This is a genomic window from Bradyrhizobium sp. USDA 3650 (assembly GCF_054057395.1).
The window spans coordinates 2,673,534-2,687,520 of record NZ_JBSRZG010000001.1; the positions used below are offsets into that span (position 1 = coordinate 2,673,534).

At 54.1% G+C, this 13,987-nt stretch carries 6 protein-coding genes; 5 read left to right on the forward strand and 1 reads right to left on the reverse strand.

Annotation, left to right across the window (positions count from 1 at the left end; translation table 11 throughout):
- Positions 1-19: 19 nt before the first annotated feature.
- Both ACVIN2_RS12465 and ACVIN2_RS12470 read left to right on the forward strand, forming a co-directional pair.
- Complete coding sequence (locus ACVIN2_RS12465; protein WP_456765824.1) at positions 20-4,222, forward strand: tetratricopeptide repeat protein; 4,203 nt, start codon at positions 20-22, stop codon at positions 4,220-4,222.
- A gap of 179 nt (positions 4,223-4,401) precedes the next feature.
- Positions 4,402-6,003 carry a hypothetical protein gene (locus ACVIN2_RS12470; RefSeq protein WP_456765825.1) on the forward strand — a complete coding sequence of 534 codons (1,602 nt, stop codon included), beginning with the start codon at positions 4,402-4,404 and terminating at the stop codon, positions 6,001-6,003.
- Between the two features lie 17 nt (positions 6,004-6,020).
- Here the strand turns inward: ACVIN2_RS12470 and ACVIN2_RS12475 are convergent, their stop codons facing one another.
- Positions 6,021-7,439, reverse strand: coding sequence for a polysaccharide pyruvyl transferase family protein (locus tag ACVIN2_RS12475; protein ID WP_456765826.1), 1,419 nt, complete (start codon positions 7,437-7,439; stop codon positions 6,021-6,023).
- A 239-nt stretch (positions 7,440-7,678) separates the two neighbouring features.
- Here ACVIN2_RS12475 and ACVIN2_RS12480 point away from each other — a divergent pair, with 239 nt between their 5' ends.
- Genes ACVIN2_RS12480 through rfaE2 form a run of 3 tightly spaced genes read left to right on the forward strand, consistent with a single transcriptional unit; the run spans position 7,679 to position 13,964 of the window.
- A complete protein-coding gene (locus ACVIN2_RS12480) occupies positions 7,679-11,977 on the forward strand; it encodes a glycosyltransferase family 9 protein (protein WP_456765827.1) in 4,299 nt (1,432 codons plus the stop codon).
- The gene (locus ACVIN2_RS12485) at positions 11,974-12,420 is read left to right on the forward strand and encodes a hypothetical protein (RefSeq protein ID WP_456765828.1); all 447 of its coding nucleotides are present in this window, start codon (positions 11,974-11,976) and stop codon (positions 12,418-12,420) included. The genes ACVIN2_RS12480 and ACVIN2_RS12485 overlap by 4 nt, the downstream gene beginning before the upstream one ends.
- A 14-nt stretch (positions 12,421-12,434) precedes the next feature.
- Complete coding sequence (gene rfaE2, locus ACVIN2_RS12490) at positions 12,435-13,964, forward strand: D-glycero-beta-D-manno-heptose 1-phosphate adenylyltransferase (protein ID WP_456765829.1); 1,530 nt, start codon at positions 12,435-12,437, stop codon at positions 13,962-13,964.
- The last annotated feature ends 23 nt before the right edge of the window (positions 13,965-13,987 follow it).

Genomic DNA, 13,987 nt, shown 5'->3' on the forward strand with positions numbered 1-13,987 from the left:
GGTAAGTCGAGTGCTCCGTTTGAATATTGCACCATACCCGCCCGTATGTTTGTCTGAGCCAAGGGAAGCTATCATTCCTGATCTCGATCTGTCTCAAGATATCGAAGCTCGCGTCGCGGCCGGTCACCTCAAGCGACGGCAGGGCGACCGCCTCGCCTCCCTTGCCGCGTTCGAGGCGGCAGCAAAGATCGACCCCGGTCATAGCGGCGTCCAGATCGAGATCTCCAACGATCTGCGTGAGCTTGGCCGCTTCGATGAGGCGGAGGCGCTTCTGCAGCGCCTGATCGCGCGAGAGCCCACGAACACCGGCGCACTCATTGGGCTTGGCCATCTCAAGCGACGGCAGGACGACCGCCTCGCCTCCCTTGCCGCCTTCGAGGCGGCAGCAAAGATCGACCCAGGTCATAGCGGCGTCCAGATCGAGATCTCCAATGATCTGCGTGAGCTTGGCCGCTTCGATGAGGCGGAGGCGCTTCTGCAGCGCCTGATCGCGCGAGAGCCCACGAACACCGGCGCACTCATTGGGCTTGGCCATCTCAAGCGACGGCAGGACGACCGCCTCGCCTCCCTTGCCGCGTTCGAGGCGGCAGCAAAGATCGGCCCCGGTCATAGCGGCGTCCAGATCGAGATCTCCAATGATCTGCGTGAGCTTGGCCGCTTCGATGAGGCGGAGGCGCTTCTGCAGCGCCTGATCGCGCGAGAGCCCACGAACACCGGCGCACTCATTGGGCTTGGCCATCTCAAGCGACGGCAGGGCGACCGCCTCGCCTCCCTTGCCGCCTTCGAGGCGGCAGCAAAGATCGACCCAGGTCATAGCGGCGTCCAGATCGAGATCTCCAATGATCTGCGTGAGCTTGGCCGCTTCGATGAGGCGGAGGCGCTTCTGCAGCGCCTGATCGCGCGAGAGCCCACGAACACCGGCGCACTCATTGGGCTTGGCCATCTCAAGCGACGGCAGGACGACCGCCTCGCCTCCCTTGCCGCCTTCGAGGCGGCAGCAAAGATCGACCCAGGTCATAGCGGCGTCCAGATCGAGATCTCCAATGATCTGCGTGAGCTTGGCCGCTTCGATGAGGCGGAGGCGCTTCTGCAGCGCCTGATCGCGCGAGAGCCCACGAACACCGGCGCACTCATTGGGCTTGGCCATCTCAAGCGACGGCAGGACGACCGCCTCGCCTCCCTTGCCGCCTTCGAGGCGGCAGCAAAGATCGGCCCCGGTCATAGCGGCGTCCAGATCGAGATCTCCAATGATCTGCGTGAGCTTGGCCGCTTCGATGAGGCGGAGGCGCTTCTGCAGCGCCTGATCGCGCGAGAGCCCACGAACACCGGCGCACTCATTGGGCTTGGCCATCTCAAGCGACGGCAGGGCGACCGCCTCGCCTCCCTTGCCGCCTTCGAGGCGGCAGCAAAGATCGTCCCCGGTCATAGCGGCGTCCAGATCGAGATCTCCAATGATCTGCGTGAGCTTGGCCGCTTCGATGAGGCGGAGGCGCTTCTGCAGCGCCTGATCGCGCGAGAGCCCACGAACACCGGCGCACTCATTGGGCTTGGCCATCTCAAGCGACGGCAGGACGACCGCCTCGCCTCCCTTGCCGCCTTCGAGGCGGCAGCAAAGATCGACCCAGGTCATAGCGGCGTCCAGATCGAGATCTCCAATGATCTGCGTGAGCTTGGCCGCTTCGATGAGGCGGAGGCGCTTCTGCAGCGCCTGATCGCGCGAGAGCCCACGAACACCGGCGCACTCATTGGGCTTGGCCATCTCAAGCGACGGCAGGACGACCGCCTCGCCTCCCTTGCCGCCTTCGAGGCGGCAGCAAAGATCGGCCCCGGTCATAGCGGCGTCCAGATCGAGATCTCCAATGATCTGCGTGAGCTTGGCCGCTTCGATGAGGCGGAGGCGCTTCTGCAGCGCCTGATCGCGCGAGAGCCCACGAACACCGGCGCACTCATTGGGCTTGGCCATCTCAAGCGACGGCAGGGCGACCGCCTCGCCTCCCTTGCCGCCTTCGAGGCGGCAGCAAAGATCGACCCAGGTCATATTGGAGTCCAGATCGAGATTTCCAATGATCTGCGCGGTCTAGGACAGACCTCAGAAGCAATCACACAACTTGAACACCTTTTGCAATCTCATTCGAACAACGTGAGCGTGCGGTGCACCTTAGCTTCGCACCTCATTTCGCACTCTCGCCTAAGCGCCGCTTACGACCTTTGCAAAACCGCGCTAGGCCATCATCCCAGAAATGCCCAAATCCACCTAATGCTTGGCTATATAGCGCGGCAGCAGGGAAAGAGATACGATGCTCTCTCTTGCTTCGAGGAAGCTCATAAGATTGACCCAACTTCCAACGCGATCTTCGAAATTTCCGCGGAGCATAGAGAGCTCGGTAATTTTCTTGAGGCGGACGGGATCATCGAATCGGTTATCACGAAAAACCCGGCGAATCTGACGGCAATCTTGCAGAAGGCTTATATCCTGCGAAAGCAGTGCGACCGCCAAACCGCTTCCCAGATATTGCAAACTGCCCTAAAGAGGTACCCGAACTCCGCCCAAATAATGACCGAACTAGCAGTCGAGTTTCGCGCACTCGGCCGCCCTCGCGAATCGATTGCGATGTTGCAACGAGCGATCGAAGCGGAGCCGACACATTTTGGGGCGCTAGAACACACCGCTGAGCACTTCTTAATTGCTGACGAACTAGAAAGCTCACTTGAGGTTTGCAACATCTGGATCGAGACTCATCCCCACCATCCTGCTCCGTTCGTTCGCGCTGGCCGGTTGTTGTTTGAGCTCGGGCGGATGACCGAAGCATTCGCCGTGCTGGATGAGGCTGAAAGGCGCCTGAACCACCATCCTGACATCCTTGCGGCTAAGATTGACGGATATCGACGGCTGCGTGATTGGGCCGGTGCAGGCTCCCTTCTCACGGAACACGCAACGCGTCACTCCGGCAATTTCCTACTGTGGACGAAACGAATGGAGGTTTTCCTCGATAGCGGCGCCCACTCCGCAGCCGAAGGGGCCCTGAAGAACTTCCGTGCGACTACGCTGCATGAGTTATCGCGAATCGATACTTTCAAAGGAAAACTCGCCGAGGCGCGGTGGCAACTAGAAAAATCAGCCGCCCATTATCGGGAAGCGCTAAGAGCGAATAAAGACGATGCTGGCGCTCATGCAGAGTTGGCACGAACTACACTCAAACTACTGGATATTGATGGCGCCCGCCATCATTTGCGCCGGCAGAAAGAAATCCACGCGACCGAAAATATTCTCAAGGGGAATTCGTCCAATATCTCCCAAACCCACATCGGCCAACTGATAGACGAGTTCGCGCTCGACGCTGAGCTTCTGGAAGAAATGCGCATGATACGGCAGCTAGAGATCAATCAGCAGATCACACAGTTGCGTAATCTTATTCTTAAGAATCCCGACTACACGCCCGCGTCGATTATGCTCATGATTGCACTTCGACAGTGCGGCAGATTCGACCGCGCCCCCTACAGACCTTGTTATCGATCTCACGCCCCACGTATCCCGGCACGGATCATACAATATTGGGACACAAATCCTCCTGAAGAGATTTCGGATTTAATGAGAACTTGGAAGGACAACCATCCAAGTTTTGAGTATTTGTTATTCAATGACGCAACAGCACAAGATTTTATACGCCGAAACCACTCTAGCAGAATTCTCGACGCCTATCTTCGATCACAAGAACCGGCACAGCGCGCCGATATTTTCAGACTAGCTTGCCTTTCAACTCTCGGAGGGTTTTACGCGGACGCGGACGATCGTTGTTTGAAGGCCGTAACTGAGTTCGTTCACCCTGACGCAGATTTCGTCGCCTTTCAGGAGGATTTCGGTACACTCGGAAACAATTTTCTTGCCGCCACACCTAAGCATCCAGTCATCCAACGCTCGCTGGAATTGGCTGGAGAAGCAATTAACCGTGGAGATGCGGACTTCTTATGGCTCGCGACTGGCCCCGGCCTTCTTACCCGCGCGTTCGGCCAATACGCGGCTACTGAAGATGGCTGGAGCGAGAAGACAGTCATCCTAAACATGGGTGAGTTGCAAAGTCACGTCGGAATTCACTGTCAGGTTAGGTACAAGAGGACTTCAAAACATTGGAGTCGCAGCTCCTTCCACAGAAAACCCAGCGGAATGACCAAACGAACAGAAGAGGGCATCCTTGAAAAACTGATTCGGCGAAAGTCACTCTGAATCTTGAATTCATGGCCTCTCTAGAGTGACCTTTGCTCGACGCAACCATCAGGTCAGTTGTCCCGCGCCGAAGACTACGCCCTCTAAGCCGCATCCCTGAGTGCCGATTTGCAGCGTAGTTGCGATCTAGTTTGAATTTCAGAGCGCGCATACGCGCAACAGCTTTGACATATCAACGCATGAAACACGTCCTGAAACTGCTTGCCGCCGTTATCGCCTTCGTCGCGACGGCCACCTGCATGCAAGCCAAAGAAGCCCACTCTCAGCGAATTTGGCTCTCGGGAGTTGATCCGTTCGTGCGCAAAACGATGAATGCGAGTCCTTCGGACTACATGAAGTTGTTTCAAGAACGCGACTCGTGGAAGGAAGCAGCATCACATTTGGATGTGTTTAAAACTTCGACGCAATGGATCCTTAATGGATCGGATGACGATCTCAGGCAAATGTTCGCCGCCCTAAAAAGGAGAAAAATCTCACTCGCGATGGAAGCGCTTATTCTAACGAGCAGCCGGGAGGAATGTGGGCAAGGTGTTGAAGGCTATTCTTCGCCGCTAACAATGTTGCGAGCGGCTGAGCGAGTAAAGTCCTTGGGCGGCGAGTTGGCATACATCGCGTTTGATGAGCCACTATGGTTTGGGCATATTTTTGCTGGCAAGAATGCTTGTCAGACCCCCTTGCCCGATCTCGCGCGCACCGTAGCAAAGGGGGTGACCGAGGTGAGGCAGGTTTTTCCTAGGGTGCAAGTCGGCGACATCGAGCCAGTTAGCCAACTCCAATCAATTCCGCTGCTAGATACTTTTCTTAATTGGGTCGATGCCCTTGGTGAAGCCGGCGTTTTTCTGGATTTTTTTCACGTAGACATTGATTGGGTAATGAACTCCGATCGAGAGCTCATCTCCTTGAAGAATGAACTTGATGCACGCTCCATCCGATTCGGAATCATCTATAATGGAGATGAGGATGACCAGGACGATGTAGCATGGGCAAAGAACGCTGAGGAACGCTTCGAATTTGTCGAGACGCAACTGAACATCATTCCAAGTGACGTGGTCCTGCAGACATGGATGCGGCGCCCAGCGAACATGGTTCCTGAAGTCACACCTGGGACGATGACGAACCTTGTGAATCGTTATGCCCGCAAGCGAACCAAGCTGACGCTATCAGCAGACGCCGAGAGATTCTACGCCCGACTGACCGACGCTGACGAAAAGCCCATAGCGAATGCGAAGATCTCAATATCGGCACTGCAGGACGGGCGAAGTGGGCCTTTGGCTTCCTTGATAAGAGAGGGTCAAGTGCCGCAAGCTGCTGTAAGCGCTTTAATTGCCCTCCGCCTAAATGCTGAATGTCGATGCGCTGGAACGGGAGACGTTACGATCGGAACTATGAAGTACGGTGACTCTGGCGGCGAGAAGAGGGTTGCCATGGGACAACTAATGCAAGATGGCGCCTTTGAATACAGCGTTGGTCGCGGCCAAGTCGTCAAGGCGAATTCTCAAACCTTTGCAGTTTGGCCCGGCAGCTATCATTTAGACATCCCCCTTCGCACAAGCGTTGACGTGGGGAGAGCCGGTTACCTTGCGGTGATATTTTTGAGTCGGGACGGGAGAGAAATTGGTCGAAGGAAAATCGCTCTTCGGCAAAGCACGTTACCGTTGGCAACGCTCAGCACCAATCTACAAGGCGAAGTGTCGCTTGATCGGTCCATGATGGCACGATCACCCATTGCGATCTTCATCGGAAATGAAACTTTCCGAGCGGCGGCAGCAAAAGTGCAATAGTCGTAGACGGACGACCTTTAAGGTGCGTTCCGCCGCCCCTCAAAATAACCGAGATCTATATAGTGTGAACGAGCATCTTGAATGGATCCGCGGGCTATTGCCTTCGCGATATCGGGATATCTTGTAACGTACCATCCTTCGTTGAACGGCAAATCGGACAACAGTTCTTTAATAATTCTGGAAACCTCGCTGTTGTCGACAGCACGTTCGGCCTTTCGATCCAAAAGTTTCGCGATGGTAGCGAACGGCGGGAGCGACAGTTTCTTCAGTACAGCAACGATTTCCTGTCTACTTTGTAAGTCTCCGGCCGCCGCAGCAGCTGCGCCCTTAGCCAAAAGCTCGCAGAAGAGGCACACTTCATAGTCACCAAGTCCGATTGCAACGCTTGGTGGCCTGGCACGCCCGAAGTCTTCGAATGAACCCCGCAAGGGCTCTACAGCGAAACTCTTTTCATCCACCGTTGTGCGCTGTTTGACATCCCTAACAAGCTCAAAGAACTCGGCGAATGTCCGGAACAAATCCGCGCTCGTTCGCGAGATTCTAGAAAGATTGGAACTATGGTCGGCGAAGAAGGAGCCGTTCTTCAGCGATTCACCGTTCATTCCCATATGAGGAATGCCAACGATCTTTGAAAACACCAGTCCATGATAGCGGCGTGATACAACGCCATCTAATTTCCGATATCGGTTCAACACCTTGGTGGGATCAGAACTAAATGACTCAGTGAAAAACAACTGTTCTCGGTTGCCAAAGTAGACGTCGATCGACGACCACACGCGTTGACCAACTGTCAAGTCGTTGTTTCTAGGATCGAAGAACGCTCTCGAGTGAGGAATGTGATGGAATTTCACTTTTGGTGTGGCGGTAAATGTCTTAATCACTCGACACAATTCGGAGATGTCTTCTAGGTAATCTCCCGAAGTTACAATACCTATGTGAGGCACGTCATCACAACTTCCTTCCGCCTGATTGATCTTTGAGCGCAAAAAAAATGCAAAATCCTCTCGGAAAACTGCTTCTCGGCCTGTAATCCGCTTGAGGATTTCTTGCGAAATAGAACTTCGAACTTCGACGGTATCCGTCAGACCCACGAGCTCGCGTATGTCCTCGTAGTACGCCTCATCCGCGGCCTCACAACCCAAGCCAAGAATGCGAAGCTTACCTCCAGCACGATCGACCGCCCTTGCCAATTCAATAAAGAGCCTGATGGCTCTCTTATCGTACAGGAGGCCTCCACCACCGACTATAAGAAGATCGCCCCGCTGAAAAAACTCAGGGTTTTTGAGCACATCCTCGAAGAAAACGGCATTTGGACGGTCTGATTTCCCAATATGGATCGGAACACACCCCGGGAATATAACTGATAGTCCGTCAAAGATAGCTTCATCTCCGACGTTGTTCGTTCCATAAGCCCCTATGGCAAAAACTCGCGTCATCGCACCCTTAGAGAACACATTTCGAAAATAGACATCTGCATCAATTGTCAGATGCCAGTAATAGACTGCGCGCCTATTAACCGTTGCGATTCGCTAAGTAAGCTTGAAACCCACGCATTTAAGGTGCGGAACATAACCCAAGCGGCTATCATATGCCCATTCGCTGGATAGGTAACGTTAAGACTCACTCTGGCGTCAATCTTGCTAGATAATTGCCAACAGGCGTGTATGAACATAGCATGTCCGACAACACTATCAATGCACCTACGGGACCCGAACAAAGCCCTCCCTCAGAACTGAGGTCAAAGCAGTCTGACAAGGTGTTCCTCCACCTAGATCCTGTCCTCCCCGCTGCGCCTGGAAACCACGTTACCGTCCAAGGGGTTGCTGCAGCGCACGAGCACGTCAAGGCCGTTGTCATCCAGTGCGGCTCCAACACACAACTGGCACGCCACGGCCTGTTCCGGCCTGAGCTTGCCAAAGCTTATCCCAAGCATATCGCATTTGCTTATTCTGGCTTTTCAACCGTTTTGCAGATTCCGGAATCTTGTCAGCCCGGAGAAACTCTAAATGTTAGCGTGACTGTAAAAAGCCGCGGCGGTTATGAGCGCTCCTTGGAGATCCCTATTGACATTGTCGAGGCCCACTCGGCAAGCAAAGCCGGAAGCACGTCCGATCACCCTTCCAACGCTGGCGCGGCTATGCAACTCAACGTGGAGAGCGCTGCGATCGACCGAGCCGGGCTCTTGCGATTGGGCGGTTGGGCCATCTGCCATTCTCGAATCGAGAGCGTCGTTGTTTCAATCAACGATGAACTGATTGGAAACGCACAAATCGGAATCGAACGGCAGGACGTCGCGTCTGCGTGGCCAGATTTTCCGAACTCTTTAACATCAGGCTTCTTCTTAGCAACTGATGCGACCAATTTTGAGCACCCCATATATATTCGGGTAACCGCAAATGCTATGGGCGGCATCGTTCGCGAAGTTTCGGTCCCTGTGGATCGGATCTCCTTTGCGAAACCGCGCGAGGTCAGCGAGACTCACAAACTAACAACTGATGAGGCAGTCCTCACAACGGAGGGGCTGATAAAGCTCAGGGGATGGGCCGTTTCGAGTGCCGGCGTCGCAGAGATTCGGGTTTTACTAGAAGATGAACTGATCGGCGTTGCTGAATACGGATCCGAAAGACCTGATGTTGGGAATTTGTTTCCAGCACTGCCAGGCTCCCGGCAATCCGGCTTTGCATTTAGTGGCGCAATTCAAAAGGAAGCGCTCCGAGACGAGCATATCTTCACCCTTGACGTTGTTCTGAAGGACGGAGGGACACAGACATTCAAGATCGCCCTAGCTCCTCAAAGAATTGAGATCGTTGAGCAAAACAACCCGGCCGTCGACAGCGTTCTAATCTTCGTTGACGATCCTACTGTGAAAGATTCGGTCGCAGCACAGCCGATCACAGGAGGTCTTTCGATCGTCGGTTGGGCTCTCGCTCGGGACGGGATTTCTTCGATCAAGGTTGAGCTCGACAAAGTCAATGTGGGCAATGCCTACTATGGCATGCGCCGAGAGGATATTGAGACGGCGTTCCCTGACTGGGGCGGATCTCTGCTCAGCGGCTTTGCCTTCTCCCTACCTCGTCGCGCCCTTACTGAAGGGCAACATCTAGTGTCTCTCACGGCAATTACCGAAGCCGCTCTAGAAAAAACGATCGAGTTCACGATTGAGGTTACGAAAAGCCAGGAGCAGGCTGGACCGTGGTCGCTCCGCAAACACATTCCCGTATTGGAGCGTCTTTTGACCGAAGCGGTCAGCCAACGCTTACCTAATATTTCGTTTCTGATAACTTTAAATTGCGAAAATGCAAATGCCGAATTCGTCAAGTCGAGCCTTAGCGCTCTTAACGAACAAACATATACGAATTGGCAGCTTCTGCTCATTGGCTCGCCCTCGGCGCTGAAAATCGTAAACAAGATAGCAGCAAGCTTTGCTGTTATTGCACCGCGACTGTTGCCGCATTCAAAGAAATTATCCCTACCGGCGGGAAGTTTGACTCTCCCGCTAGACGCCGGCGATGTTCTTTCCTGCGATGCTCTTTTCGAGTTCGCCCGCGCGTCCGCACTCAAGCCGGGGTCCGACTTCTTCTATGGCGACGAGCGGAAAAACAATGCGGCTTCGCAGACCGTAGATGCATTCTTCAAGCCAAGCTGGTCGCCCGATCTTCTTCTTTCGAGCAACTACGTTGGCCGGCCTTGGTGTGCAAGAGCTGATGTGATCAGTGCTGCGAATCTGGAACCTTCGAAGCTGGAACATTCGGGGCGCTATGACGCCGTGTGCAGATTGACCGAACTTGCCAAGAACATTCAGCATATTCCGAAGGTACTCTGCTCTCGATCGCCCACCGGGATCGAGAGCAGAAAAGATGAGCTAAAGGCGCTTCGGCAAGCACTGCGACGCCGAAATATCAACGCGACGGTCGAAAAAGGTCGCGTCGAGCACAGCTATCGCATCAGACACAAGCGCGAGATGAATGAGCTGGTCTCGATCATTATTCCGACCTGTGCTGCACGAGGCCTGGTCAAGACCTGCATCGATAGCCTTCGCCAACGATCAACCTACAAACAGATTGAGATCATTGGCATTGATAACATTCTGGATGAAGATAACGAATGGAAGGGCTGGCTTCGCGACAACTGCGATGTTGTTGTCGAAATTCTAGAACCGTTCAACTGGTCGAGATTCAATAATCTTGGAGCTGCTGAAGCATCCGGTTCTTATTTACTCTTCTTGAATGACGACATTGAGGTGATAGAGCCTAATTGGCTTGAAACCTTATTAGCTTTGGCAGCTGAAGAGGGCGTTGGTATCGTGGGGCCGCAGCTGCTGTACCCTGATCGCAAGGTGCAGCACGCAGGCCTATTCCTCTCAGGCGAAAATGCTGCGCGTCATGCATTTCGATTTTGCGACGAGACTGATCCAGGCTATTTCGGTCTTGCCTTGACCCAGCGGAACGTAATCGGCGTGACCGGAGCATGCCTTCTTGTAAAAAAATCCGTATTTGACGAACTCGGAGGCTTTGACGAGGCACATGCGGTTGTTAACAACGACCTCGATTTTTGCCTTCGCTCCCACGCGGCCGGTTACCGCAACATTTACACACCGTTTGCGACCTTGATACATCATGAGCTCGCGAGCCGCGCTACCATGAAGGACGTGCATGACCGATCTGCCTTTGCCAAAAAGTGGGCGAGGATTTTTTCAGAAGGCGATCCATTTTTTCATCCGGACCTTTCGCGAAATAGCGACAACTATCAGCATGAGTCAGAACCAACCCAGGTTGTGTTCGCCGGCCATCCGATCTACCGCAAGGATCAGATCAAGCGAATTCTGGCCGTTAAACTTGATCATATCGGCGATTTCCTGACGGCATTCCCCGCATTCCAGCGCTTAAAGCAGCACTTCCCAAACGCAGAGCTCTACGCGTTGACTGCCCCTGCGGCGAAGACGCTAGCTTCACTCGAGCCTTCCATTCACGAGATAATACCCTTCGAATTCTTTCATGCCCGATCTGGACTCGGACAGAAGGAGGTTTCGGAAGCAGATCTCGATGCTCTGCGTACGAAACTATCGGAATATGGCTTCGATATAGCGATCGATTTGCGCAAGCATCCAGACACTCGAAAAGTACTGCAGTACACCGGGGCGCCGATCAAGGCAGGTTTCGAGCCGAGCACACAGCAATTCTCTTGGTTGGACATTTCCGTGCCTTGGGAAGGGGATCACCGGTTTTTGCCGAAGCGGCAGCATGTTGCGGATGATCTAATTAATCTGGTTGACGCAGTGTCCGCAGCGGGAATTTTGGAACGCAGCGTCATCAAAAAGCCGGCGGATTGGCGTCAGAAGCAACTTCGCCTGGTGTCCGAACTTGAGAACTCAACCCTGTTCGAGCGACGCGTGGTGTGCATACACCCCGCCGCGGGAACCGAAATGCGACAATGGCCACCACAGCATTTTGCAGCCCTGACCGATATGCTGGTCGACGCTGCAGACATAAATGTCGTTGTTATCGGCGGCCCCGACGAAGCCGCAATCTCTGAAGACATGATCGAGCGGGTCCGACACAAAGATCGCGTGACCTCCCTAGTGGGGCGCTTGAAACTTCCCAATCTCCCGCTCCTCATTGATTGTTGCACGTTATTCGTTGGCAACAACAGCGGTCCCAAGCACCTCGCGGCCGCGCTCGGCGTTCCGACCGTTGGCATTCACTCCGGCGTTGTGGATCCCCGCGAATGGGGGCCATTGGGCACCGCTGCTCTTGCCATCAAGCGCGAGATGACCTGCGCGCCTTGCTACTCAGCAAAGCGTGAGGACTGTCATCGAGGGCTGGTTTGCTTGACTGAACTGCATCCGCGCTCGGTGCTATTGTCTTGCCTTCCTTTCCTTCAGCTAAAGGCGGGCTTCATAGCTCCCGCCTCGAAAGCCAATACGCGCTCGGACGTGAAAAACATCAAGACGCGGACAAGCAGGAGACCGAAATGAGCATGTCTTCAAAAAAGACGCAGTCGTCCGTTGTGGGCCAGCCAGAAACCACCTACGTGCCACCCTATTCGATCTTGCTCGATAGTCTCGGAGTCGGAACACTTAGCGATACTACTCGGTTGAGCGTTTCCGGTAAGGACGTGCGAGAGATGATTCGGCATCTGTTGAAGGGAGTTCCCGTCAGCGAGACTTGGTATCGGCGGACATACCCGGACGTTGATGAAGCGATTCAGTCGGGTGACTACAAATCAGCCAAGCATCACTTTGTAGAAAACGGATACTTCGAAGGTCGCAGACCGGGCCCGGTGGCGGTAGATGAGGACTGGTATCTAAGCACTTATCCCGACGTCGCACATGGTATCGAAAGCGGAGAAATCAGCTCGCCGCAACAGCATTTTCTAACTCACGGCTACGCTGAAGGCCGACTGCCCCGCGATTTCTGAGATCGAGAGAGCCAATGGTCAGCTTGTTACCAGAAGAAACAAAGCCATTCGAACGCATTCTTGAGACGTTCGCTACACGCCGCATTCTGGTCGTTGGCGATCTGATGCTTGATCGGTTCAACTACGGCAGCGTGGGGCGAATTTCACCTGAAGCACCGGCTGCGGTCATCCATCTGGACGAACTTGAGGAAACTATCGGCGGAGCTGGCAACGTTGCGCGAAATATTGCCTCTCTTGGAGGGCATTGTGATCTCATAGCCGGAATCGGTCACGATGAAGCTGCACAAACCCTCTCTCATCTCATCGGAATTTTGCCCGGAGTGACGGCGCATTTCGTCCATCTGAATGGGAGACCCACGACAGTCAAAGGAAGGTTCGTAGCCCGATTACACAACACTCACCTCCTTCGGGCCGACATTGAAGATGCCCGCCCGATAGCGACTGAAATAGAGGACGATCTCATCGAACGGGCCCAACAGTTGGTTGGCAAGAACGACGCCGTGTTACTTTCCGACTATGGAAAGGGATTACTTACCCCTCGGGTGATCACGGAAATCGTAAGATTCGCCAAAGATTGCGGAAGACCGGTCGTCGTTGATCCAAAAGGATCCCATTATGTGCGCTATCGCGGCGCGAGCTACATTACCCCAAACCTCTCGGAACTCAGGCAAGCTGCCGCTCTCAACCTTGATGATGAAGAATCGCAGATTCAGGCCGCCGCAACATTGAGCGCAGATCTTGATTGCAAAGGCATTCTCGTCACGCGTGGAGACAAAGGAGTATTGCTCACGAATGGCCTCAGAGAATGCCATCGATATCCGGCAACAGCGAGACGAGTGATAGATGTTTCCGGTGCTGGCGACACTCTTGTAGCCGCATTTGCTTTGAGCCTAGTAAGCGGCGGCACGGCTGAGAATAGTGCACGCCTTGCAAACATTGCGGCCGGCATCGTGGTGGGCAAGCCCGGTACGGCGAATGTTGAGCACCAAGAGCTGCGCGACGCCCTACTCTCTAGGCCGAAGCTTGAACTCGATGCGAAGATCTTTCACTCTCGGTTAGATTTGGAGAATCGCGTGTCGGCGTGGCGCAATGATGGTTTGGTGGTCGGATTTACGAATGGATGCTTCGACATCCTTCATGAGGGTCATATTCAGCTCTTGGCGGAGGCTCGCTCGTACTGCGATCGTCTTATCGTTGCATTGAATAGCGATGCCTCGGTGAAGCGTCTAAAGGGGCCAAGTAGACCAGTTCAGAGGGAAGGAGCTCGAACGCGAGTGATGGCAGCTCTTTCCGTTGTGGATGCTGTAGTTTGCTTCGATGAAGACACGCCATTGGAGCTCATTAACCAAGTTGTTCCTAACGTCCTCGTGAAGGGCGCCGATTATTTGGCAGATCAAGTCGTCGGGAAATCAATCGTAGAGAAGCACGGCGGTCGCGTAATTCTTATCTCTCTCGTCGAGAACTCAAGTACTACTGGAATTGTGAAGCGGATGCGGACTAGCAAAGCGGCAACGGCAGATACAATTGAGACCCACGTATCCTAAGGTAGCCAGTCGATCTCTGAACA

Bases quoted from the DNA above. Each gene is read 5' to 3' on its own strand.
- rfaE2 (WP_456765829.1), top strand. From the start codon at position 12,435: ATGGTCAGCTTGTTACCAGAAGAAACAAAGCCATTCGAACGCATTCTT.
- ACVIN2_RS12475 (WP_456765826.1), bottom strand. From the start codon at position 7,439: ATGACGCGAGTTTTTGCCATAGGGGCTTATGGAACGAACAACGTCGGA.
- ACVIN2_RS12470 (WP_456765825.1), top strand. From the start codon at position 4,402: ATGAAACACGTCCTGAAACTGCTTGCCGCCGTTATCGCCTTCGTCGCG.
- ACVIN2_RS12485 (WP_456765828.1), top strand. From the start codon at position 11,974: ATGAGCATGTCTTCAAAAAAGACGCAGTCGTCCGTTGTGGGCCAGCCA.
- ACVIN2_RS12480 (WP_456765827.1), top strand. From the start codon at position 7,679: ATGTCCGACAACACTATCAATGCACCTACGGGACCCGAACAAAGCCCT.